Origin of the sequence: Nostoc sp. 2RC (assembly GCF_014222165.1) — a bacterium.
GTDB lineage: Bacteria > Cyanobacteriota > Cyanobacteriia > Cyanobacteriales > Nostocaceae > Nostoc > Nostoc linckia.
The window spans coordinates 16,728-41,567 of the sequence record NZ_JACKZU010000019.1; the positions used below are offsets into that span (position 1 = coordinate 16,728).

Genomic DNA, 24,840 nt, shown 5'->3' on the forward strand with positions numbered 1-24,840 from the left:
CAATTAAAATACCTCTTCCCTGTTCCCCGTTCCCTATTTTTAAGGCAGGTATAATGTAGGGCTTTTGCTCAATTAAGCTAAAATCTCAGTCCGTAGTAGCGATTTGCGTAATGCAGTTAAGGCTTCTTCTGCGTCTACCAATTTATTCAGAGCAAGCGCAATATCATCTTCAACCTTTAGTAATTTAGCTGCTTTCTTAACAGCTTGTTGCTCTTCAAGTGAGTAACTATCATCAGCACGAGCCATTTGAATTGCATGATACAACAATGTTCTTGATTTCGACCAATTAGAAACATCAACTGTAATCTTGTTCAGCAGATCTTCTAAATCAGCATTTTTATATTCAAATGTTTTGTATTTTTCTATTGCTTCTTCAGGAGCACCAACTATACGCTGATGATTTAGTAACCAGTTAAATTCGGCTTCTGAAACCTCTCCATCTGCTCCCGCAATAGCTAGCAATGCATATCCATAGTTCAAGTATGCTTCAAGGGGAGCTGAGGAAATTCCTAAATTCTTTTTCATGAATTCTGAAGCAGGCACTAGTTGTTGAATATCGCTCATAAATTACCTCTTTTTTGTTTGTAAATTCTGACTCCTGAATTCTGCTGTGAGATTTCAGCCCTAACAATACATAAGTGCTTTGCTGTGAAATTTTCACTTCAAAACTATGTTTTGAGGCTATTTCAGGAGCCAAAAATTAATGTTCTTAATCAAGATTTCAGATTTTTAATGACAATGCAAGGACAGTTAAGACAGTTAAGACAGTTAAGGAGATATTTAACAAAGGCTTAATAATTAATTCAGCGATCTGCTAATATCACCCCAGGTTGAAGTTATCCCACTCTGAAGAGAAGAAGGATAAATTTTTGTTATATTTTGGCATGATATTAACATGTCAACTTGTACTGAAATTTTTGTTTTTCAAACTTCCAACTTCACACCCCGAATGGAATAATCTAATAACTCCATCGGGTGAATTACTGAAATCTTCTTACCTTGCAACTGCAAATGCTTAGTAATTTGCAAAGTACATCCAGGATTAGGAGAAGCAATTAACTCAGCACCAGTATTCAATAAATTCTGTACTTTTTGCTGACCCAATTCTTCAGAAACTTCTGGTTGCAACATATTATAAACCCCAGCGCTGCCACAACACAAAGCTGCATCTAGAGGTTCTTTTAACTTCACCTCCGGAATTTGCCGTAACAACTGACGCGGTTGGACGCTAATCTTTTGACCGTGCAATAAATGACAAGCATCTTGATAAACTAAATTCAAGGTTTTATCAGTCAATGGTGAAAGTTTAGCTGTTAAACCAACAGTTGCCAAAAACTCTTGGGCATCTCTGACTTTGGCTGCAAAATCCTTAGCTTTTTCGCGATATTCTGGGTCATCTTCTAATATATGACCGTATTCTTTTAAAGTATGACCGCAACCAGCAGCATTGATAATTACAAAATCTACATCACTCTTAGCAAAACTATCAATCATCTGCCTTGCTAAAACCTTCGCTTGTTCTGTTTGTCCTTGGTGTTCGGGAAGCGCCGCACAACAACCTTGAGATTTGGGAATCACAACTTCACAACCATTGGCTGTTAAAACCCGCACTGTCGCTTCATTCACAGGAGAAAAGAACAACCGTTGCACGCATCCTAAAATTACCCCAACGCGGTAGCGCTTTTCACCTTTAGCAGGAATTACAGTAGGCAAATTATCTTGAAAAGATTTGAGAGTAATTTTTGGCAGAATCGATTCCATTGCTGCCAAACGCGGAGAGATTTTATTGAGTAAACCAGTAGTCCGGAATAACTGACTCAAACCCAACTTTTGATAAACCAATAAGGGAACTAATAAAATTCGTAAAAGCTGGGGATAAGGAAACAGAGAAAAGATTAACTGCCGAAATAATTTATCTGGCAAATTCCGGGGATAATTGCGTTCAACTTGGTGACGAGTTGCAGAAATTAACTTGTCATACTGCACCCCAGAAGGACAAGTCGTGACACAAGCAAGACAGCCCAAACAAGAATCAAAATGTTCTACTGTTGCCGTATTGAGAGCAATCTTATTTTCATTAATTGCATCCATTAAATAGATGCGTCCTCTTGGAGAATCCATCTCCTTACCCAACACCCGATAACTCGGACAAGTAGAAAGACAAAACCCACAATGCACACAACTATCAATTAACTTCGGTGCTGGTGGATGACTTTCGTCAAACCCCTGCAAATCTTTCAAACTAGCCGTCTTATTCGCAGAATTTTTTGAAACTTGCATAATTAATTTTTCCCCTCTATTCCTTGGCTTTCTGGGCGTATTTGCGGTTATTTTTGACAACTAAATCCCACCCAAAAACCGGCCAGGATTTAAAATATTTTTACTATCAAACTGTTGCTTAATACGCCGCATCAATGCCAAACTATTCCCCGTATAACCCCAAACATCTACTTGTTCTTTAACCGTCGCTGGTGCTTCCAGAATTGTTAAAAAACCACTATAAGCTTGAGTGCGATCGCGGATTTGCAAAACCTGATTTTTATCCCTTAATTTTAACAAACCCAAACCACTACTAATATGAATTAAACCAAGCTCTACCTTAGACAAAATTGCCACCGCATTTGTGGGTAACACTCCTATTTTGCAGCTAATTAGAGAATCTTCAACAGGAGAATATATTTGTTCTTGCAATCTTTCCCATAGATGAGCTTCATGGCCATCTACATAAACTGCACCATCTAAACCCAATTTTTGTCCTAGTTCCAAAACTCGGTTTGACTGTTCTTGAACGCTTTCACGAATACTTTGAAAACGAGCAATTAATCCCAGTCCTCTACCCACATTTAAACCGGATACCAATTTAGTCGATAGCAAATCAGCCTGGACTGGTGTTAACCCCGAACCCCGCAGAGTATTAGCCGCCTGAGATATAGCCTCAGCTTCCCCAGTTAGTAGCACCGTTACCGATGCCTCTTGTAACGGGTAGAGCCGAAAAGTTACTTGACTAATAACCCCTAATGTGCCGTAAGATCCTGTAAGCAACTTCATCAAATCATATCCGGCAACATTTTTAACTACTCTTCCGCCAGCTTTCGCAATTTGTCCATCAGCACGCACAAAACTAATACCTAATAATTGGTCGCGCACGCTACCATAACGCTGTCGTAGAGAACCCGTATCACCTGTGGCGACAATACCGCCAATAGTTGCCGACTTTGGCGCTGTGGGGTCAAGGGCGAGAAATTGCCGTGAATTTGTCAAAAGTGCTTGTAAATCAGAAAATTTCATCCCAGCTTCTACAGTCACAGTCAAATCACCCACAGCATGTTCAATCAGCTGGTTGATACGTTCTGTGCTGACTACAATATCAACGCCCTTAACTAAACCACCCCAAGAGAGTTTACTACCACTACCACAGGGAAGAACACGCCAGTTATTTTTGTCAGCTGCGGCGAGGACTGCGGCTAGCTGTTCTTGAGTGCGGGGATAGACAATACAACTGGGAAAATTTCCAGCAACTATACCCTGTTGAATCCGTTTTTGTTGATTTTCTTCGATATTTTCCCAAAGGCAAACAGCATTTTCTTCACCGACGATAGATGCAAGTTCCCAAGGGTAGACGCCTTGCGGCTTGTCGTTAGACATCGCTATCATTGAGTTTATTTTTTTACGCCCTACATCTAATTTACTGGGTAACTTGACCAAAAAAGCGGATTGGTGAGGTTGGGGAGGTGGGGGAGACAAGGGGACAAGGAGAAAAATAATTCTTCAGTCAACAGTCAACAGTGAACAGTCAACAAATCGGTAATTAAAAAAAGGTAGCAGATGGGTAAAAATCACCCTACTGCTACGAATTAACGGAGGTATAAACTTGATTATTTAATTGGCATGAACCAATTCTTCAGGGGCTGCGGCATCATATTCTACAGCTTTCACAAATTCCTTAACAACGTCTTTGAGTCTTTGGTCAATTTCTTCATCTAAGATGACGCTATTATCGGGTTGTCGTTGGACTTGTTTGTCTACTGCATAAACAGTAGCTAGGATATGCCGTGCCCCTAATTCAGATAACACAGGTTTTAGGGCGTATTCTATTGCTAATAAATGAGCGATCGTCCCACCAAGGGCAATTGGTAGTACAGGTTTACCTGTTAATGATTTTTGTGGAAGCAAATCTAGAAATGCTTTCAGTACTCCTGTGTAAGCAGCTTTGTAAATTGGAGTGGCAATAATCACACCATTTGCATTTGCAAGTAAGGCTTTTGGTTCTTCTAAAGCAGGGCTGTCATATCGCCCAAAAACTAAATCTTCCGCAGGCAAATCCGTAGCTGAAATAATGTCTACATGCAAGCCTTGTTGTTGTAAAAGCTTAGCAGCGTATTCGATAACACCGTAAGTTCTAGAAGGATGAGTTGGACTACCAGCGATCGCTAAAATCTTTGTCATTTAATTAAACTCCTAAATTAATGGGCATTGGGCATGGGGCATTGATTGGGAAAGGGGTAAGTGGAAAAGGGGAAAGATTAAATTTATTCCTTTTCCCTTTAACCTTTAACCTTTTCCCCTGCCCCCCATCTTCCCAGTCCCCAGTCCCCAATACCCTAAACTTTACTAGGATATGGATGTAGCTTTGTTTTTATGCTGCTGAGGAAAATCTTCGTTTGCTACAATCTCGCCAAATGGACTCAAGACGTGTTGTTTCTCGACTACGGGTAGATTCGTTAAGGGCAAATGAGGAAATAATAGTTCTGCAACTCGATAAGCTTCTTCTAAGTGGGGATAGCCAGAGAGGATAAAGGATTCAATACCCAAAGCAGCGTATTCTAATATCCTGGCGGCTACGGTTTGGGGATCGCCTACTAGGGCTGTTCCGGCTCCACCCCGTACTAAGCCAACTCCCGCCCACAAATTCGGGCTGATTTCTAATGCTTCCCGGCTACCATGATGTAGTTGAGTCATGCGCCGTTGTCCTTCTGAGTCCATGCGGGAATAGGCTTTTTGGGCTTTGGCGATCGCTTCGTCATCTACATATTTAATCAATTGATTGGCCGCGTCCCAAGCTTCACTCTGGGTTTCCCGCACAATCACGTGTAGGCGAATACCAAACCGCAATGTCCGACCTTGTGCTTGTGCAAGTCTTTTTACTGCTGCAATTTTCTCTGCTACTTGCGCTGGTGGTTCGCCCCAAGTTAAGTAAACATCCACATGTTTGGCAGCAATTGTTTGGGCAATGGCAGAGGAACCACCGAACCACAACGGCGGATGTGGCTTTTGCACTGGTGGAAACAGCAGTTTGCCATCTTGGATGTTGAAGTAATCTCCCTGGAGGTTGGCTTGTTCGCCACTAGCAATGGCTCGCCATACTGTCAAAAATTCATCTGTTAATTCATAACGGCGATCGTGATCCAAATGCAAACCATCTCCGGCTAACTCTATGGGATCGCCGCCTGTAACCACATTAATCAATAAACGCCCACCAGAAAGGCGATCGAATGTCGCCGCCATCCGTGCTGCTACTCCGGGTGATACCAAACCAGGGCGAATCGCCACCAAAAAACGCATCTGCCGCGTCAGTGATACCAACGTTGACGCTACAATCCAAGCATCTTCACAAGAGCGACCAGTTGGCAATAAAGCCCCCGTATAACCAAGGTCATCCACCGCCTGGGCAATCTGCCGCAGATAGGCAAAGCTCACTGCCCTTCCGCCTGTAGCAGTTGCAAGATAGCGTCCGTCTCCGTGGGTTGGGATGAACCATAGTAGCTGCATGAATCTTATCCTTTTAAACTACGGTAGATTGATAAAAATACCGTACTTTATTTACAGCTTTAGAGTATTACATATTCAACTTTACTAAGCAAGAAGTTTTTTGAGAAACACGGGGTGTGATGAGTGGTGAGTGGTGAGTGATGAGTTATGAGTTATGAGTTATGAGTGGTGAGTGGTGAGTGATGAGTTATGAGTTATGAGTTATGAGTTATGAGTTATGAGTTATGAGTTATGAGTTATGAGTGGTGAGTTATGAGTGATGAGTGGTGAGTTATGAGTGGTGAGTTATGAGTTATGAGTGGTGAGTGGTGAGTTATGAGTGGTGAGTTATGAGTGATGAGTTATGAGTTATTATTTTCCCTTGCCCTCTGCCCCTCTGCCACATCTTCCTGGTCTTCCCAGTGACCGGTAAGAATCAAGAAATCACATCTTTGCGTATATTATTTTGCTTATTGCTTACCTTTTGTTAAATTATTCTTAATGTACGACAAACCTATTGATTTATTGTAGTTAATTTTTTATCTCTAGACGTGGGTACTTATCCAGTCAACTAGCAATAGGCGTCCAATTTCGTTCTGTCTCCAGGAGAATAAGACAATGGGGCCGATGTTTATTACTGCCAATGATTGGCCGCATATAGCGTTAAGACTGTCTTTAGCGTTGGTGGTTGGTTGCATGATTGGATTTAACCGTCAGCAAGGAGGTAGACCCGCAGGGATGAGAACTTTTATGCTAGTGAGTATGGGTGCTGCATTATTCGTCATGATTCCTTTGCAAGCTGAGGGTGATAGTCCCTATGCTGCTACCAATGCACTGAGTCGGACAATACAGGGTGTAGCTACGGGAGTAGGATTTCTGGGAGCTGGATTAATTTTACAAGAGTCCCCTAGAAAATCTGCGACACCAAAAGTACGGGGGTTAACCACAGCTGCGTGTGTGTGGACAGCAGCCGGATTGGGGGCTGCTATTGGCTGTGGTCTATGGCAAATGGGATTATTAGGAGGGTTATTGACTTTAGTCACCCTTAGTGGTGTGAAGCGGCTCAATCGCTCGCTTATGTATCTGACTGGTCAGAATAAACACGGCAGTACTCAAGAATTAACAAGTTCTGATGATGAAAATGATGATTAAAGGGAAATCGAGAATTTAGTGGATTAGTGGATTCGGATTTCCGTCCAGTATTTGATTTAACGATAATTTATTGTTTCTTATCTAATTCTAATGAGACTATCAGCAGTAATTCAGAGCGATCGCTAATGCTGAATAATTAAAGCAGGGAATACCGTACTGGAAGTGATTGGCCAGTGAGGCAGGAAATAGAAAATAATAGATATATGGACAAGCGGTATTTTTTACAGGCTAGTGCAGTAATAGTAGGCACAGCTTTATTATCAAGGTATATCAAATGGGGGTCAGAAGAAATGACAACTTCTAACAGTAGATTTGAAATTAGCAAACCTGAAGAAGAATGGCGTCAGATTTTAACGCCAGAACAATTTCGTGTCTTGCGTAAACACGGGACTGAACGCGCTCACACTAGCCCTCTAGATAAACAATACGATGAAGGCACTTACTATTGTGCTGCGTGCGAACAACCACTGTTTACATCTGAGACCAAATTTAACAGTGGTACTGGCTGGCCTAGCTTTTATAAACCAATTGAAGGTGCTATCAGTACTACTGTAGATAGGTCATTGTTTATGACCAGAATTGAAGTGCATTGTAGTCGCTGTGGTGGTCATCTGGGTCATGTTTTTGATGACGGCCCCGCACCTACTGGTCAGCGCTACTGCATGAACGGTGTTTCGCTAAAGTTTGTTCCTGCATAATTTATTTGGTTCATGCACTGCTGTTACTAGAATTGCACGCAACTGAGAACCGCTGTAGATGACTGTTGACTGTTGACGGTTAACAGTCAACAGTTCTTCTAAAGTCCCTCCCTGTTTGCATCGTGCTACCATTAGCAATAAATTCTTTTGGGAGGTCAATCAATGGCTACCCTTCATGCGCTAAATATACCTGATGAATTATACGCACAGCTGCAAGAGTTAGCTAAAGCGGAAAATAATTCCATTGATGCTCAAGTTATTACAATTTTGCAGAATGCTTTGCAGGCAAAGATGCAACCTACGGAAGATGAAAGGCGAAAAAATGTCCCAAAACTTCTAGAGGAAATTAGTCACCGTCGCCGCTTGAATCCAGCAGACTTTGGATTACCTGATAGTACTCAACTAATTCGAGAAGACCGCGATAGATGAGTAATCCTCTCAGATGCGTTATTGATACCAGTGTGTGCATTAAGTATTTTATTGCTGACCCACTAACTACTAAAGTTAATCAACTCTTGGGTCATCTTGCCAATCCACAGACTGAAATTTATGTACCAGACCTTTTTTACATCGAGTGTACTAACGTTTTATTGAAGTACGTCCGTGCAAGGATGTACACTGCTGCTGAAATACAGACAGATTTAGCAACTCTCAAAAGTTTTCCCTTGCGTGTGGTCTCTACGGCTGATTTGATGGCTGATGCTGTTAGTATTGGCTTGACTTATAAAATCTCTGCATATGATGGTTCTTATGTTGCGCTTTCACAGCAGGTAGGTGCTATTTTGCTGACTCTCGACGCTAAGCTAGTGAAAGCTTTAAGTACTTCGTCTTACAATATCTGCTTGTTTAATGATTTTCAGGTTCCATAGTTGCGGTTAATATAGAAGCGATCGCCAATTTAACAAAGCAGGCTGATTGCCTAGTATTTTTCTTTTTGAATATCAAATTATCAAAAATGGCTTTTACTTATAACCGCACGGTTCGTTTTCAAGATACTGATGCTGCTGGAGTAGTTTATTTTGCCAATGTTTTGGGTATTTGTCATGAAGCCTATGAAGAATCTTTAGAAGCATCAAATATTAATCTCAAAGATTTTTTTCATAATCCATCTCTAGCTTTCCCCATTGTTCACGCTAGTGTGGATTTTTTGCGTCCTATGTTTGTAGGGGACAAGTTATCAATCGATTTAATTCCCCAGAAATTAGGTGTTGATAAGTTTGAAATTACTTATGAAATTACTGTGGGTGAGGTGGTAGTTGCGAAGTCGATTACTAGGCATGTTTGTATTGATGTGAGTAGTAGAGTTAAGCAGGAATTACCTGATGAGATAACTCAGTGGTTGGAAACGAACCGCAGAGGCGCAGAGGACGCTGAGAGAAGAAGGGCAAGGGAAGTTATTTGAGGGAATTTTGTAAATATTCTATTGCGATTTTTTCTAGTTGTTGACGGTTAATTTTACCTTGGGAGTTACGAGGTAAGTTTTGCTGGGGAATCCAATATTTTGGAATTTTAAATTTGCTGAGTTTGTCTTTAAGTAATGTTTGGATTTTTAAACTACAGATATTTGATTTTTTAGGAATATAAATTGCTGTTAAGGCTTGTCCCCAGTGTTGATCTGGAATACCTATCACACAAATATCAGTAACGAGTTGAGTTTCTCGTATGGCTGATTCAATTTCTGCTGGATAAATATTTTCTCCGCCTGTAATGATTTTATCGCTGCTACGTCCAACAATATTTAAATATCCTTCGTCATCTAAAAAGCCTAAATCATCTACTCGGAAATTATCATTGTTTGGTTTGATTCTAGGATAATAACCAAGGGCTAGAGATTGAGCTTCGATAGTAATATTTCCTATTTGATTGGAATTTAAAATTTCGCCTTGCTGGTTACAAATACTTACTTTGGCATGGGGGAGAATTCCACCACTACTATTTTTACCATTGAGAAAATCATCTGGTTTGAGGGTAGCGATTTGAGAAGCGGTTTCTGTCATGCCATAAGTTGGTGCTAAGCGAATGCGGTGAAATCTGGCTTTTTCTAATAGTTCGCTCCATGCTGGCGCACCTCCTAAAAGCACGGTGTGGAATTCCGTTAGCCATTCTATTAATTGGGAGTTTTGTAGAAGTCTTTGTAATTGAGTTGGTACTAAAGATAGGAAAAATTCTGATTGTTTAATATTTAATATTGTACCAGATGCTAAAGTTTTGAATGGCAGAATAGCTAGTTTACCTCCAGTGGTAAAAGAGCGTAAAAATTGCATTAAACCACTGACGTGGTACAACGGCAATACACAAAAACAATTGACTTGGTTTAGCTGAAAGTATTTTCTAAATCCTTTGACAGACGCTATGAGAGTTTCCCAAGTATGGATGGCAAATTTAATTTGTCCTGATGAACCACCTGTGGGAATCATGATAAGTGGGCATTGGGCACCGGGAGTGTGAAAAGGGTGGGGTAGTGGAGTGGTGAGGTGGTGAGTGTAGTTTCGCACATCTTCCCATCTTTCTATCTCCTCATCTCCCCATTTCCTATTCCCCATTCCTAAAATCATATCTGGCTGTACTAAATCTAGGACTTGTTGCCATTCTTGGGTTCCCCAGTCGGGATTACAAAGAAAAAGTTGGCAATTAGCTGCACAAGCGGCGAGAAAACTTGCTAAAAATCTTAATGGTTCGCGTTCGGCTAAGATAATTTTTGGTGATGTTTGAGGCGTTGATAACTTTGTAAATTCTAAATATAACTCTTGAGCTATTTGGTTAAATTCACGGCTATCGTAACCAATTAACCAATCATTTTCCACGAGATTATTAAGATAGTCTAGAGGTTTTTCCATAGACTTTGAAGCCAGGTATCTTCTTGTTCAAAAAAGTGGTCAATGCCAAAACCGACTGCCCTGTTATTTAGAGATAATTCTGCTGCTAGTTTGAGTGCTGCAACTCTACCGATCGCACTTTCAAATACCGATGAAAATACAGCATCAATTTTATTTTCTTGGCAAAACTTTCTCAACCGAGATGGCGATCCAATTATCCCAGGTTTGATGACAAAAATTTCTCGCCAACCTTGTTGATAACAAGCTATCAGTTGCGCTAATGTAGCCACAGATTCATCTAAAGCGATCGCTGTTCCATAACACATACTCAATTCCAACATCCCCTGAAATTGTTCAACAGGTAGCGGTTGTTCGATAAATTCAATTTCTGGGGCTTGTTTCCCGTTTGCTTTAAAATTGTCGCAAGTCCACAGCCATAAATTAGCTTCTTCATAGCTGAGTCCACCGTTAGCATCTAATCGCAGTTTGCAACCAGCTGGTAAACTGTCGCTCAACGACTCAAAAATTTTCAGTTCATTAGCAACGACATCCACACCAATTTTCCATTTAAACGTGCGATATCCTTGCTGCCATAAACTTTCCCATTGATTTAAAGCCGCTTTTCCAGCAGGGAGTAAGGCGCTAAGTTGGGCATTGGGCATTGGGCAAACAGGGAATGGTAAAAGGGAAAGGGGTAAGGGGGAAAGGTTAAATTTATCCCTTTTCCCTTTACCCTTTAACCTTTCCCCTACTTGTTCATCCCCCTCATTCCCACTTTGCCACTCCCACGCTGACTCAAAGCCAAATTGACAAGCGGGTAACTCATCTGGAATGGAGAAAATCGTTTCCTCTGTAATTTCTGCTGGGAGTTGGCGACAAAAATCTAATGCTTGTTCTATGGTTTCCGAACCAAACCAACTAATAGGCGCGATTTCTCCCCAGCCAACTCTACCTGATTCGTCGGTGAAACAGAGAATAATTCCATCCCGAATATCCCATCTACCATGACTTGTACTAACTGTCCGTACAAATCTTCGCCGATAGGGACGAAATTTAAAAATAGTCATTTGACTAAAACACAAATCCCAAACCCAATAGCAAGCAACTCCAAAAATGCACGGCTACGGCGATGAATTTACAGTTACTCACTTTGTCTGGTTGATGATGATTTTCTTGGACGTGGCGGCATAATTTGACGGCGAAGGGCAAACTCAACCAACTTAGCAATGTCCAAACTGGAAAAATTCCCGACAATACGAACACTAAAGTCAGGGGATAAATGCTGCCAGTGAACCAAAATAGAAGCTGGGCACCTTTTTCGGTTCCGAGACGAACGATGGGCGATCGCTTGCCTGCGGCTATGTCATCCTTAACTTGGTGAAAGTGGGAGCAAAATAAAATCAAAGTTGTGGCGATACCAACAATTACTGAGGCTGCTAAACCTGCGGTGATTGAGAAAGTCTGAGTTTGACTGTAGTATGCTGCCTCCACTCCTAAGGGGCCAAAGGCAAAAAAGCAAAGAATTTCGCCTAAACCCTGATATCCTAAGCGAAAGGGAGGCCCTTGGTACATATAGCCCAAAGCACAGCAGAGCAAAATTATACCGATTACAGTTAGGTCTTGTTGCCAAAAAGCGATCGCTACTATCCCCAGCAATCCCAAAGCCAAACACAAGTTTCCTAACCAAAATATTAATGGCTTATTACCTGTTAAATTCACCAGAGAATGATGTTTATTTCCATCGATACCTGTTTCGGAATCAAAAACATCATTACTGATATTTTCCCAGGCAAGAATTAAAATTGCCGCAGCTAGAAAAGTAGAAAATATTGCCCCATTAAAAATTTTGGTTTCGGCAAATGCTACTGCTGTTCCTACCCAAATGGGCATAATGGCAACGCTGTACATCGGCGGTTTAATGGCTGCCATCCATAACTTAGTGTTCGGATATAAAATCTGCTTGGTAGTCATCAGTCGTGATTAATTAAAAATTCAGAATTCACTAATTCAGAATTCATCAATTCAGCAATTTTTTAGCGGGTAATTTACACCCGCTACTTTCTTACAAAGTAATAGCGTATTTTACTTCTGAATTATGCTGTACCAATCATACTAGACTCTTTATAAATTATGACTCTTGGATGCCCAATTCTTACCTTTTGCTCTTGGGTTTCCATTCCCCACTCTGAGGCTGAAGTTGCAGTCTTGACTACAACTGGCTTCTTAGGCTCTCGGAACACCATCAAAAGGCAAATCTTACGCTGGTGAAATGGCAACTTAATATGTTACCTGTAAAAATACGACCACGATTAATTACACTTTAGGAAGTTAACTTAAAAAAAATTTACTATCGATAGATCCATGACAGTTTCACCATGTCCTAGCAACTTGTTTGTACAGCACAAAGATTTATATCAATTTCTGTTAGCAGTGCAAAAAAAGTGCATCAAAAATAATTACAGGCAAATTGTCAGTATCTCCCAAGAGATCGATTTAGTTGACCCTTTACTTGTATTGGATCGATTTACACAAGCAAATGAAATAAATTTTTACTTTGAGGATAAAGGCAAAGGAGAAGCGATCGCTGCAATTGATTCTGTAGAAAAGTTACAAGTTGATGGCGCAGACCGTTTTAATAAAAGCGAATATTTTATCAAATCTTGCCTAAAAAATATAATTTATTTTGGTAACTCTAACTTGCCTTTTTCTGGGCCTCATTTTTTTTGTTATTTCAGCTTTTTCGATCAAAATTCCCAAGTAGATTATCCATTTCCCTCGGCTACGATTTTTCTCCCCCGCTGGCAAGTAGCCGTGAAAAATCAGCGCTGTATATTAGTAACAAATTTAACGATAAATGCTGATGTCAATATTCCCAAAATATTAGACACCATACAAACAAAAATTGAATTTCTACAATCTTTAGAAGATTATTCTTTAGATATCAATTTTTCCAGCAAATTTTACCAAAAATCCCTCGCCAATGCCGAAATATTTAAATATTCAGTAGCTTCTGTTTTAGAAAAAATCCAATCTAGCCATTTAAGCAAGATTGTGTTAGCAGATATACTAGATGTCAAATCCAGTAATCATTTTGATTTAGTTAAATCATTAAACAATCTCAGACAAATACATCCTAATTGTTATATTTTTTCTACAAGTAATGGCAAAGGACAAAACTTTATCGGTGCTAGTCCGGAACGGTTAATTAGTATTAATAATCAGCAGCTAATCACTGACGCCTTGGCTGGTTCTGCACCACGAGGAAAAACCCCTGCTGAAGATGCAGCCAAGGCCAATCGTTTGCTTAATAGTGAAAAAGAAAGACACGAACATTCACTGGTGCTAAATTTCATCACTCAAAGGCTATGCCAGCTAGGTTTGTTACCGCAAATATTAGCACCTCGTCTGCGACAATTATCCAACATCCAGCATTTATGGACGCCAATTAGTGCAGTAGTTCCTGCTAACATCCATCCGTTAAAGATTGTTGCCCAATTGCATCCTACACCAGCAGTTGCTGGTGCGGCACGAGATGTAGCATGTGCTGAAATTCGTCGTTATGAAAATTTTGAAAGGGGTTTATATGCTGCACCTCTAGGTTGGATAGACGCTAAGGGAAATTGCGAATTTATTGTGGGAATTCGCTCAGCCTTAATAGATGGCGATCGCGCCAGGTTGTATGCTGGTGCTGGTATTGTTGCTGGTTCCGATCCTGACAAGGAATTTGCAGAAGTGCAACTTAAACTTCAGGCTTTATTAAAAGCATTAGTTTAAGTCACCTCAACTAATTTATTTCAAATCCCGATGAGTAAAGGGTTTGGCATTTGCGCCAGTGTAGGTAGCGACAATATGACCTTCACCAGTCATTTGATATTTATATGTCACTAATCCTTCTAAGCCAACAGGGCCGCGGGGAGGCATTTGTTGAGTACTAATTCCCACTTCTGCGCCGAAACCATAACGGAAACCATCAGCAAAACGGGTGGAACAATTGTGGAATATATTGGCTGAATTCACTAGTCCTAAGAAAGTTTCCACAGCCGCAGCATCTTCAGAGATAATTGCATCTGTGTGACGGGAACCATATTCATTGATATGAGCGATGGCATCTTCAATGGAGTCTACAATTTTAATCGACAAAATCAAATCGCTGTATTCTGTTTTCCAATCAATTTCTGTTGCCGTTGCGATATGCGGTAAAATTTTTAAAGTCCTAGCATCGCCTCTTAATTGTACATGCCGTTGTGCTAAAGCCTCAGCAACTTTGGGTAAAAATTCTTCAGCAATTGATGAATGGACTAGCAAAGTTTCAATAGCATTACAAACAGCAGGATATTGAGCTTTCGCATCTACTGTAATGGTAACGGCAAGGGAAATATCAGCAGCTTTATCTATATATAAATGACAAATGCCATCAGCGTGACCTAGTACAGGAATGCGGGTATTTTCTTGGACAAATCTCACAAAGGAATTAGAACCTCTAGGAATAATTAAATCTACATATTTATCTAACTTTAAAAGTTCTAAAGTTTCTTCTCTAGTTGTGAGCAACTGCACTGCATCAGGGTTAACAGCAGTATGAGATAATCCTTGTTTAATTGCCTTGACTATGGCTTCACAGGAACGCACAGCTTCCTTGCCACCTTTGAGGATAACACCGTTACCAGATTTAATTGCCAAAGAAACAATTTGAATCGCTGCTTCTGGACGCGCTTCAAAAATAATCCCCAAAACACCCAAAGGACAAGTAATGCGCTTGAGAATTAAACCTGTGTCGAGTTCCCGGTGAATTTGCACCTTACCAACAGGATCGTCTAGCTTACCAACATCTCGTACCCCGGTGATGGCATCTCTTAATTTATGTTCATCCAACTGCAAGCGCTTATAAAGCGGCTTAGCAATTCCTTGGCTACTAGCAGCTTCACAATCAGCAATATTCGCTGCGATAATTTCATCTTTAGCTGATTCTAAAGCCAGAGCGATCGCTTCAATCGCATAATTTTTAGCCTCAGTAGAGAGAATTGCCAGCTTACTTGCAGCTTGCCGAGTTTGCGCTGCAATGTCTATTAAAGAAGACCCAACTTGAAAAGTAGTCACGTCGCTTCCCTCCGAATTCAAAATTCCAAATTAATAATCCCCATAAATAAATAATGGAGCTTTTATCATGAGTTTGTTTCGGTCATATTAGAAAAAACCTTCAACTACTCAATATTGGGGATAGGGCATTGGGCATTGAGCATCCCCTATGCCCTAAACATTAACCGCAGTTTGGGCAACAATCTCCCGCACTTGGCTACCGGTTAAACTTGGATTGGCACTGAGGATTAAGGCTGCTACTCCTGCTACGTGGGGAGCGGCCATGGAGGTGCCATTATAAAAGCCGTAAGTTTGATTTGGTAGGGTAGAGTAAACGCTAACCCCTGGCGCAGTCACATAAGCCATGTTGAAATCACTTCCGGCTCGGTTAGAGAAATCTGCTAAGTTTTTATTGCTGTCAACAGCTCCAACGGCTAAACCCCAATTTGTAGCATAGTAAGCAGGGTATAAAGGAGTTAAACCTGCTGAATTACCTACTGCCATGACTACAATTACACCCATACTGGCGGCGTATTGAATGGCTGCTTCTAAACCACTGTCAGGAACGGTTCCATTTAAACTCATGTTAATGACTTTTGCCCCGTTGTTGACAGCGTAATAAATTCCTTGGGAAAAACCAGAATAAGTGCCTTTGTTATCATCACCCAACACTTTCACAGGCATGATTTTGGCGTTATAGGCAATACCTGTAACTCCAAAATCATTGTTGGCTGCTGCAATGGTACCAGCTACATGAGTACCGTGACCGTAAACGTCTAAAGTATTGTTATTGTTACTAACAAAGTTCCAGCCATAGAAATCATCAACGTATCCATTGAAATCATCATCGATGCCGTTGTCAGGGATTTCTCTAGTATTTGTCCAGATGTTTGAACTTAAATCTGCATGGTTATAGTCCACACCGGAATCTAATACCGCAACAACTATTCCTTGACCTGTGTAGCCTTTTGTCCAGACTTCCGGAGCTTTGATTAAATCTGCCCCCCAGTTATTACCACCTAAATCGGGAATACCTGCAAAGGTAGGTAGACCAATGGCTTTAGCAACAGCAGCAGAAGCATTAACTAAGCCATAACCATTGATCGAGCTATAATTTGGCAAACTGTTGGCAGAATGAACATCAATACTAGCTTGGTTAGCTTCATTAAAAACATTGGCTAAATCATCTTTGCCATCGCCATTAAAATCACCAGCTAGCCATTTTTGCTCGTTCCAAAATCCATCTTGTTGAGTTGCCCATCGCTGATTTGTGAAGCTGTTACCATTGGAGAGATGAACATCAATACTGGCTTGATTGGCTTCATTAAAAACATTGGCTAAATCATCTTGTCCATCGCTATTAAAGTCACCAGCTAGCCATTTTTGCTCGTTCCAAAATCCACCTTGTTGAGTTGCCCATCGCTGATTTGTAAAGCTGTTACCATTGGAGAGATGAACATCAATACTGGCTTGATTGGCTTCATTAAAAACATTGGCTAAATCATCTCGTCCATCGCCATTGAAATCACCAGTTAGCCATTTTTGATCCTCTGAAAATCCACCTTGCTGAGTTGCCCAGACCACATTTTCTAAGCTGTTACCGTTGGAGAGATAAACATTAATACTAGCTTGATTGGCATCATTAAAAACACTGGCAAAATCATCTCGCCCATCACCGTTGAAATCACCAACTAACCATTTTTGATTATTTGCAAATCCACCTTGTCGAGTCGCCCAGCGTCCAATTGTGAAGCTACTACCATTGGAGAGATGAACATCAATACTAGCTTGATTTCCGTCATTAAAAACTTTTGCTAAATCATCTAGTCCATCGCCATTGAAATCACCAACTAGCCATTTTTGGCTATTCCAAAATCCACCTTGTTGAGTTGCCCAGCGCTGATTTGTAAAGCTACTATTATTGGAGACATAAACATCAACATCGGCTCGTCTACCATTTTGAAAAACGTTTGCTAAATCGTCTCGTCCGTCGCCATTAAAGTCACCTGTTAACCATTTTTGTTCATTCCAAAATTCCCCTTGTGCTGTTGCCCATCGTCCATTGATAAAACTACTGCCAACAGTGGCAACAATTTCTGAATTCAGAGAGGAGGAAATAGATTCTGTACTCAAACTATTGATATCTGGAGGGCTAACATAATCTTCTGGCAGTCCAGTTAAAGAATCAACTCCGGTTATTGTTTGGTCTGTTGTATCTGGGGTTTCTGGAAAACTCAGGTTACTTAGTGCTTGGTCAATGGCATCAATGTCAAACCCGTAATTCAAAGAAAGTTCGGGCTGTATAGTTGGCGAAATAGATAACAACGCTAGATCTGATGGATTAAAAGAAATAACACTATGAGAATTGCTAATAGGATCGGCAGACAACAAGCTTAAGGAGTTGGTATCCAATACAGTCGGGTCGGACATCTAGCGTATTCCCCCAATCATTTTTTTCAATTAAGTTAAATTTGTCATCGCTCAAAAATCATAAACAACTGAAACTAGCCATTGAATAGAATACTGGAAATCAATGTAGGAATCCGCTTTGATTCCTGAAATTATTGGCGAAGAGAGGGAACAGAGAACAGGGAATAAGGAATCAAAGTGTACTGAGTTTTTTTCAAAAATCAAATACGAATCCTATAGAAAAATCTTTGTTGAAAGAAATTTTTCCTATTATTTGTCATCTGAAAATTCAAATTTCAGATACGTGTATAACATTTAAATGTAAATAATATTGTAAAGCAAAACTAAAGATTTTATAAAATAATCTAGACAAGATGCTGTATAGCAACAAACATAAGAAATAGATTTAAGCAATTTTTTCTAAAGCTTAAGGAAGTCTTATGGTTACAGCAATAGTACCAGGACAACAGATCAAAGTCGGCCCGACGCAACTGCTGATTAACAATGAATGGGTAAATAGTATCAGCGATCGCCGATTTGCAACAATCAATCCCACTACAGGTGAAGTAATCTGCGAAGTTTCAGAAGCAGACGCCCAAGATGTAGATAAAGCAGTACAAGCAGCCCGTACTGCCTTTACTTCTGGAGAATGGGCAAAGATTTCTGCCACCCGTCGCGGCGAGTTACTTTATCAGTTAGCTGACTTAATTGAACAAAATATTGATGAGTTGGCACGGCTAGAAACTCTTGACAATGGCAAGCCGCTACAAAACTCTTTGGGTGACTTGGGCTTAGTCATTGCTTGTTACCGCTACTATGCAGGTTGGGCTGACAAAGTTCAAGGTAAGACTATTCCCATTAATGGGCCGTACTTTTGCTACACTCGCCACGAACCCGTGGGTGTGGTTGGTCAAATTATCCCGTGGAATTTCCCACTGTTAATGCAGGCTTGGAAGTTAGCACCTGCTTTGGCAACTGGTAACACTGTAGTCATGAAAACCGCAGAACAAACACCCTTATCAGCATTGCGGGTGGGTGAGTTAATTGTTGAGGCTGGTTTTCCACCCGGCGTGGTGAATATTTTATCAGGATACGGGCCAACCGCCGGGGCTGCAATTTCCGGTCACATGGATATTGACAAAGTGGCATTTACTGGTTCCACTGAAGTCGGCCATTTAATTATGGAAGCTGCTGCTAAAAGCAACCTCAAGCGCGTTACCTTGGAACTTGGTGGCAAAAGTCCCAACATCGTGTTTGCTGATGCTGATATGGACAAGGCGATCGCTCTTTCCCATGAAGCCTTATTCTTTAATCAAGGACAATGCTGCTGCGCTGGTTCGCGAGTGTTCGTAGAAGAAAAATGCTACGACGAATTTGTTGCTAAAAGTGTTGAAAGAGCAAGGAAACGCGTTGTTGGTAATCCCTTCGACACCGACACCGAACAGGGGCCGCAAGTAGACAAAGAACAATTCGATAGAGTCATGAGCTACATCGAATCGGGAATGCGCGAAGGTGCCCAAATGCTATGCGGTGGTAATCAAGTTGGTGATAAGGGTTTCTTTATCGCCCCCACAGTGTTTGCCGATGTCCGCGATGAAATGAAAATTGCCCAAGAAGAAATCTTTGGCCCAGTGATGAGCATCATCAAATTCAAAGATATCGACGAAGTAATTCAACGGGCGAATAACACCATGTACGGACTGGCCGCCGGAGTGTGGACTCAGGATATCAGCAAAGCCCATGCTATTGCTAACAACGTTCGTGCTGGTACAGTCTGGGTAAACTGCTACGATGTCTTCGATGCTGCTGCCCCCTTCGGTGGATTCAAGCAATCGGGTATTGGTAGAGAGCTAGGTGAGTATGGCTTGCAGCAATACACCGAAGTGAAGACAGTTACCATTAAATTGTAATTTGACTACAGTAGACTTCTAAGAGAAGTGGGGAAAAGGGTAAGGGGTAAAGGGGAAAGGGCAAATAAAAACCCTTTTCCTTTTAACCTTTTCCCCCTCTTGCAAAAGTGATACCAGTTCTTTGTGAGGCTGCGCCAAATTTTCTTTCTTTCTTTGTGTCCTTTGCGCCCTTTGCGGTTCCTTCCTCATATAGTTTGGCGCATCTTCATACAGAATTGGTATGACTTTTGCAAGGCAGGTCTAGTTTAGTTTTAGTGTTGACTGTTGACTGTTAACGGTGAACAGTCATCAGTCAGCATAAATAACCCCGATTTTCTGCCAAAATCAGAAAAAAATCGATATTTTGGCCATCGATAATGTGATATTGAGTATGGGTTGGGCATGATAAATAGGACATAGCACACAACTCAAGATAATTCCGATGATAAATGCGATCGCTACTAAATTTCGCCAAGTGATGGCTGGGAGGAAAAACCAAATTGCCTGTTTCCACGGGCATAAACGCAAAAACCAAACCAGACTTTCCTTAGTACTGTATATCTGTATAGGATTAGTGGGTACAACTCTGGCATTGTTGTTAATCGCGTCTCCAGGATTCACTCAACAACCACAATCCCAACAACCCTTAGTAGTAGCTACACGAGTCATACCACCCTTTGTCATACAAGATAAAGAAGATAAAGACAGGCTATCGGGATTCAGTATCGACCTCTGGCGTAGCATCGCTAAGGAAATGGATGTAGAGTCTAAATTTGTTCAATATCCCACTGTATCGGAACTACTTGCTGCTATTCAGGAAAACAAAGCCAAACTGGGAATTGCAGCTATTTCCATTACAGCCGAACGCCAGCAGTATTTTGACTTTTCATTACCAATTTTTGCTGGAGGACTGCAAATTCTGGTGAGAAACCCAGAAAACGAAAACAGCAGCGCTCCTAATATTTTACAACTGTTTTTTTCCGCCAGCCTCTTGCAAGTAATAGGAATTGCCCTAGTACTAATTGCCGTAGCAGCCCATATTATTTGGTTATCTGAGCGCAATCATAAAGAAGGATTGGTTCCCCACTCGTACTTTCCTGGCATTTTTAAAGCTTGTTGGTGGGCAGCTGCCACATTAGCAACCCAAGCCGATGAAATGCCCAAGGGAGTCGTAGGACGCTTAGTAGGTATTGTTTGGATGTTCATCGGAGTGCTTTTCGCCGCCTACTTTACAGCCAGCGCTACCACCTCATTAACAGTGCAGCAACTTCAAGGCGATATCAAGAGTATCGACGATTTGCCAGGAAAGATAGTAGCCACAACTGCCGGTAGCACAGCCGCAGCATACCTGCGAGAACATCATATTTCAGTTTTACAAGTCCCTAAAATCGAGGAAGCTTACAAAGCGCTAATGACCAAAAAAGTTGATGCTGTGGTGTTTGATGCACCCGTACTTCTGTTTTATGCAGCCAATGAAGGCAAAGGCAGAGTACAAGTTGTTGGTAGTGTCTTGCGTGAAGAAAGTTACGGCATCGTTTTGCCCAATAACAGTCCTTATCGCAAACCAATTAATAAAGCTTTGCTGAATCTCAGAGAAAATGGCACTTATCAATCTTTGTATGATAAGTGGTTTGAAGGCAAAGAATCTTGAGGAGGGGAATGGGGCATTGGGGAGAGGGAGATTTATAACTTAAATTGGTAAGGGCGAACAGCCGTTCATCCCTACTGAACTGTATTAGGTTAAAGGTGCAATTTCCAATCTTAATAGCTCAAGCTTCAATCTCAAACTCCCTAATCTCTATGCCCAATGCCCTATTCCCTATTCCCTATTCCCTTGTTGTGCAAGTTTAATTTTTGCCTGTTGCCATAATTTTTCTAACTCATCCAAACTATAATCACTCAGGGGACGGTCAACAACTGCTTCCATTTTTTCTAAGCGTTGCACAAATCGCTGATTTGTACCTTGTAAAGCAGCACTAGGATCGAGGTGATACCAACGGGCTAGCTGAATGAGTGCAAATAATATATCACCTAATTCTGCTTGTTGTCGTGCTGGTGTTTCCTGTGCTATGGCTTGTTGAAATTCTGCTAATTCTTCGTGAAATTTATCCCAGACTCCATCAATGTTTTCCCATTCAAACCCCACAGCCGCAGCTTTTTGGGAAATCTTCATGGCCGCAGTTAATGGGGGAAGGGTACGCCCATAACGACTGAGTTTGGTACTGAGTTTTTGAGTTTCTGGGGAGGATTCACCTTTTTCCGCAGCTTTGATTTGTTCCCAGTTTTGCCGCACTTCATCGACACTTTGCACTGAGACATCACCAAATACATGGGGATGGCGGCGAATTAACTTTTGGGAAATGCCTTGACTAATTTCTTTGAGGGAAAATTGCCCAGACTCGCTGGCAATTTGAGCTTGTAATACTACTTGTAATAATAAATCTCCCAACTCTTCAGCGATCGCTTCTTTATCCCCATTTTTAATTGCGTCCACCACTTCATAAGCTTCTTCGATGACATAAGGTGTCAGGCTTTCGGGGGTTTGTGCCAAATCCCACGGACAACCGTCATCGGGCGATCGCAATTTTGCCACTACCTCTATTAATTCTTGTATGGCTGCCAAAGTATCACTATGTTTTTGATTTGATTCCATAAGTTAGACTATTAAGCTTTAAATTGCACGGTTAACTGTCAACCGTCAACAGTCAACGACTTTTAGGATTTTTGGGTTTAGACTGACGCTGAGTGCGATTTGTAACTGGACGCTTCTTTACTTTATTATTGGGAAGCAACCCCCGAATTCCTTGTTTTTGAAACCGCTTGTATGCAGAACCGCTCCAATCGCTGAGAGAATGACTCATGGCACCGAGTTCTAAACCCAAGAACAGAGCTACATATTCAGTATCATAATTCACGAGCGATCGCCCGACAGTCCTACCCAAATCTTGCCAGGTAAAGTTAAAATTCCACAGCTTTTGGGCAATTGCCAAAACAAAAATAGCCGAAATAGCTAGCAAGCATCCCAGATAAAGCACCCGTAGGGTTGTACCAATAATCGGCCCGTGGGATAAAAAGGAGCGATGGCGGAGACTTTTTTGATAAGGTAACCAAATCCAACGTAACAAACCCCAGCGTTGGTACTGCACAAAAAAAATATCTAAATCCGGGCCAAACATCAATCCGCCGAACAGAAACCCACCTGCAACCAACAAAGTTGCATTGCTACGGCGATTTTGCAAAAAAGTTACACCCGCCACAAATGGCAGAGTATATAGAGTAATGCTATCGTGCGTCCGACCAGAGGGCATCCTGAGTCCTGTTAGCTTTCTTCTCTACGAGAGGCTGCGCCAACGAGGCGTTCAGCCAGTGCCGAATACTGAGAGATTATAAGCTAATAATGAAACTTTAGACAGAGAAATCAGTTGAAGAAGAATACAGAATTCAGAATTCAGAATTCAGAATCAAGACGCTCTCTACGAGACGCTACGCGTAGCTTGCTTAAGAGCAGGGGTACGCGGACACGGCTTAGCTGCGCTATCCGCCAGTCGTACAAAAAACATTGCTGAATTCTGACGACTGACGCCTTTATTCTGTTTTGATAAAGTTGGGTAAACAGGCTTGAAAGTCTGTTTCCATCATACTTTTATGAGCAAATAAGAGTAAAAAATAGTGTAATTTATGACAAAAATCACGCCAGTTACAGAGCAAGTATTAATCGCCGTTGAAGAGGTAAACAAAAGCTTTCCGCTTCCCGATGGCAAAGGGGAGTTTACTGTTCTGCGTCACATTAACGCCAGGGTAAATTCAGGTGAAGTTGTGGCTTTACTCGGTCGCAGTGGTAGTGGTAAAAGTACTTTACTGCGAATTATGGCAGGCTTGATTCCACCCAGTGAAGGACAAGTCATTAGCAATGGGAAAGTCTTACGCAGTGCTAACAAAGATGTGGCAATGGTTTTTCAAAGCTTTGCTTTGTTACCCTGGCTGACAGTACAGGAAAATGTGGAACTAGGGCTAGAAGCACAAGGGGTGAATCGAGAATTACGACGACAACGCGCCCTCAAAGCTATTGACTTAGTAGGTTTAGATGGTTTTGAAAGTGCTTATCCCAAAGAATTATCCGGTGGGATGAAACAGCGAGTTGGCTTTGCGCGGGCATTTGTAATTGAACCGCAAGTATTATTTATGGATGAGCCATTTAGTGCTTTGGATGTTTTGACAGCTGAAAACCTGCGGGGTGAAATTGATGACCTCTGGAATGCCGGGGGTTTTCCTTCCAAAAGTATATTAATTGTCACTCATAACATTGAAGAGGCAGTATTTTTAGCAGACCGAGTGATTATTTTAGGAGCAAATCCAGGGCGCATTCGTGGTGAAGTTGTAATTGATTTACCACGTCCTCACGATCGCACTCATCCACGCTTCAAAGCTTTAGTAGATTATATATATACAGTGATGACCAACCCAGAAGCCGAAGTCACCGGAGAAGTTGCAGTCGCAGCCACCAAACCACCAACACAAACATCTAAATCACCCTATAGCCAATCATTACCTCACGTCCGAGTCGGTGGGATCAGTGGTCTTTTGGAATTAATTGTTGAGCAACCACAAGGCAAGGAAGATATTCCTAAGTTAGCAGAACGGCTGCAACTGGCAGTGGATGACCTTTTACCGATTCTTGATGGTGCAGTGTTGTTGGGTTTCGCAAAAGTAACACAAGGTGATGTGCAACTAACTGATATTGGACGTGACTTTGCTACCACGACAATTTTACGAAGTAAAGATCTGTTTCAACAACAGGTTTTGCAAAATATACCAATGTTAGTCAGTATGGTACAAACACTGCGCGAAAAACGCAATGGTTCAATGCGCGCAGATTTCTTCCTAGATTTACTGGATGAACATTTTCCCCATGCGGAAGCAGAACGACAATTTGCTACCGCAATTGACTGGGGTCGCTACGCAGAACTATTTGAATATGATGCCAGAGAAGAACGTCTCTATTTACCAGAACCAATGTTGGGAGATGGGGGGATGGGGGGATGAGGGAGATGG

Annotated in this window: 21 protein-coding genes; 9 read left to right on the forward strand and 12 right to left on the reverse strand. The window is 41.4% G+C overall.

Features of this window, described 5'->3' with window-relative positions:
- Window positions 1-72 precede the first annotated feature (72 nt).
- The 5 genes from GNE10_RS04095 to ssuD form a co-directional block, all read right to left on the reverse strand.
- Window positions 73-564, reverse strand: coding sequence for a TerB family tellurite resistance protein (locus GNE10_RS04095; protein WP_185563771.1), 492 nt, complete (start codon window positions 562-564; stop codon window positions 73-75).
- A 360-nt stretch (window positions 565-924) separates the two neighbouring features.
- Window positions 925-2,280 (reverse strand): (Fe-S)-binding protein, encoded by a 1,356-nt coding sequence (locus GNE10_RS04100; RefSeq protein WP_185563772.1) that lies wholly within the window; start codon window positions 2,278-2,280, stop codon window positions 925-927.
- A 60-nt stretch (window positions 2,281-2,340) separates the two neighbouring features.
- Window positions 2,341-3,654, reverse strand: a complete 1,314-nt coding sequence (locus GNE10_RS04105; protein WP_185563773.1) for an FAD-binding oxidoreductase — start codon at window positions 3,652-3,654, stop codon at window positions 2,341-2,343.
- A gap of 225 nt (window positions 3,655-3,879) precedes the next feature.
- Entirely contained in the window at window positions 3,880-4,446 is a 567-nt protein-coding gene (ssuE, locus tag GNE10_RS04110; RefSeq protein WP_099072057.1) for an NADPH-dependent FMN reductase, read from the reverse strand.
- 165 nt (window positions 4,447-4,611) lie between these two features.
- Window positions 4,612-5,769, reverse strand: a complete 1,158-nt coding sequence (gene ssuD / locus GNE10_RS04115; protein ID WP_185563774.1) for an FMNH2-dependent alkanesulfonate monooxygenase — start codon at window positions 5,767-5,769, stop codon at window positions 4,612-4,614.
- A 597-nt stretch (window positions 5,770-6,366) separates the two neighbouring features.
- On the opposite strand from ssuD, the gene GNE10_RS04120 reads away from it, so the two are divergent.
- The 5 genes from GNE10_RS04120 to GNE10_RS04140 all read left to right on the forward strand — a co-directional run bounded on the left by GNE10_RS04120 (window position 6,367) and on the right by GNE10_RS04140 (window position 9,000).
- The gene (locus GNE10_RS04120; RefSeq protein WP_185563775.1) at window positions 6,367-6,900 is read left to right on the forward strand and encodes an MgtC/SapB family protein; all 534 of its coding nucleotides are present in this window, start codon (window positions 6,367-6,369) and stop codon (window positions 6,898-6,900) included.
- 203 nt (window positions 6,901-7,103) lie between these two features.
- Window positions 7,104-7,598, forward strand: a complete 495-nt coding sequence (msrB, locus tag GNE10_RS04125) for a peptide-methionine (R)-S-oxide reductase MsrB (protein ID WP_099072060.1) — start codon at window positions 7,104-7,106, stop codon at window positions 7,596-7,598.
- Window positions 7,599-7,760: 162 nt separating this feature from the next.
- Window positions 7,761-8,027, forward strand: a complete 267-nt coding sequence (locus GNE10_RS04130; RefSeq protein ID WP_185563776.1) for a hypothetical protein — start codon at window positions 7,761-7,763, stop codon at window positions 8,025-8,027.
- Complete coding sequence (locus GNE10_RS04135) at window positions 8,024-8,467, forward strand: type II toxin-antitoxin system VapC family toxin (protein WP_185563777.1); 444 nt, start codon at window positions 8,024-8,026, stop codon at window positions 8,465-8,467. Before GNE10_RS04130 ends, GNE10_RS04135 begins: the two co-directional genes overlap by 4 nt.
- 86 nt (window positions 8,468-8,553) lie before the next feature.
- Window positions 8,554-9,000, forward strand: coding sequence for a thioesterase family protein (locus GNE10_RS04140; protein WP_185563778.1), 447 nt, complete (start codon window positions 8,554-8,556; stop codon window positions 8,998-9,000).
- Here GNE10_RS04140 and GNE10_RS04145 read toward each other — a convergent pair.
- Genes GNE10_RS04145 through menA form a run of 3 tightly spaced genes read right to left on the reverse strand, consistent with a single transcriptional unit; the run spans window position 8,993 to window position 12,385 of the window.
- Window positions 8,993-10,435: a 2-succinylbenzoate--CoA ligase gene (locus GNE10_RS04145; protein ID WP_185563779.1), complete on the reverse strand. Its 1,443-nt coding sequence runs from the start codon at window positions 10,433-10,435 to the stop codon at window positions 8,993-8,995. The two genes, GNE10_RS04140 and GNE10_RS04145, sit on opposite strands and share 8 nt — an antisense overlap.
- Window positions 10,420-11,481 carry an o-succinylbenzoate synthase gene (locus tag GNE10_RS04150; protein ID WP_185563780.1) on the reverse strand — a complete coding sequence of 354 codons (1,062 nt, stop codon included), beginning with the start codon at window positions 11,479-11,481 and terminating at the stop codon, window positions 10,420-10,422. The genes GNE10_RS04145 and GNE10_RS04150 overlap by 16 nt, the downstream gene beginning before the upstream one ends.
- Window positions 11,482-11,485: 4 nt before the next feature.
- Window positions 11,486-12,385 (reverse strand): 2-carboxy-1,4-naphthoquinone phytyltransferase, encoded by a 900-nt coding sequence (gene menA, locus GNE10_RS04155; RefSeq protein WP_099072066.1) that lies wholly within the window; start codon window positions 12,383-12,385, stop codon window positions 11,486-11,488.
- A gap of 390 nt (window positions 12,386-12,775) precedes the next feature.
- Here menA and GNE10_RS04160 point away from each other — a divergent pair, with 390 nt between their 5' ends.
- Window positions 12,776-14,188 carry an isochorismate synthase MenF gene (locus GNE10_RS04160; protein ID WP_185563781.1) on the forward strand — a complete coding sequence of 471 codons (1,413 nt, stop codon included), beginning with the start codon at window positions 12,776-12,778 and terminating at the stop codon, window positions 14,186-14,188.
- A gap of 15 nt (window positions 14,189-14,203) precedes the next feature.
- Here GNE10_RS04160 and GNE10_RS04165 read toward each other — a convergent pair whose 3' ends face one another.
- Together GNE10_RS04165 and GNE10_RS04170 are read right to left on the reverse strand one after the other, a co-directional pair.
- Window positions 14,204-15,511, reverse strand: a complete 1,308-nt coding sequence (locus tag GNE10_RS04165) for a glutamate-5-semialdehyde dehydrogenase (protein ID WP_185563782.1) — start codon at window positions 15,509-15,511, stop codon at window positions 14,204-14,206.
- A gap of 153 nt (window positions 15,512-15,664) precedes the next feature.
- Window positions 15,665-17,920: a S8 family serine peptidase gene (locus GNE10_RS04170; protein WP_185563783.1), complete on the reverse strand. Its 2,256-nt coding sequence runs from the start codon at window positions 17,918-17,920 to the stop codon at window positions 15,665-15,667.
- 419 nt (window positions 17,921-18,339) lie between these two features.
- On the opposite strand from GNE10_RS04170, the gene GNE10_RS04175 reads away from it, so the two are divergent.
- Together GNE10_RS04175 and GNE10_RS04180 are read left to right on the forward strand one after the other, a co-directional pair.
- Complete coding sequence (locus tag GNE10_RS04175; protein WP_185563784.1) at window positions 18,340-19,809, forward strand: aldehyde dehydrogenase family protein; 1,470 nt, start codon at window positions 18,340-18,342, stop codon at window positions 19,807-19,809.
- A 421-nt stretch (window positions 19,810-20,230) separates the two neighbouring features.
- Window positions 20,231-21,439 (forward strand): transporter substrate-binding domain-containing protein, encoded by a 1,209-nt coding sequence (locus GNE10_RS04180; protein ID WP_185563785.1) that lies wholly within the window; start codon window positions 20,231-20,233, stop codon window positions 21,437-21,439.
- A gap of 168 nt (window positions 21,440-21,607) precedes the next feature.
- Here GNE10_RS04180 and mazG read toward each other — a convergent pair whose 3' ends face one another.
- On the reverse strand, window positions 21,608-22,441 hold the full coding sequence (gene mazG, locus GNE10_RS04185) for a nucleoside triphosphate pyrophosphohydrolase (RefSeq protein ID WP_185563786.1): 834 nt from the start codon (window positions 22,439-22,441) through the stop codon (window positions 21,608-21,610).
- Window positions 22,442-22,493: 52 nt separating this feature from the next.
- Window positions 22,494-23,096, reverse strand: coding sequence for a metal-binding protein (locus GNE10_RS04190; protein WP_185563787.1), 603 nt, complete (start codon window positions 23,094-23,096; stop codon window positions 22,494-22,496).
- 370 nt (window positions 23,097-23,466) lie between these two features.
- Between GNE10_RS04190 and GNE10_RS04195 the strand changes: the two genes are divergently transcribed.
- Window positions 23,467-24,831, forward strand: a complete 1,365-nt coding sequence (locus GNE10_RS04195; RefSeq protein WP_185563788.1) for a nitrate/sulfonate/bicarbonate ABC transporter ATP-binding protein — start codon at window positions 23,467-23,469, stop codon at window positions 24,829-24,831.
- Window positions 24,832-24,840: the final 9 nt, after the last annotated feature.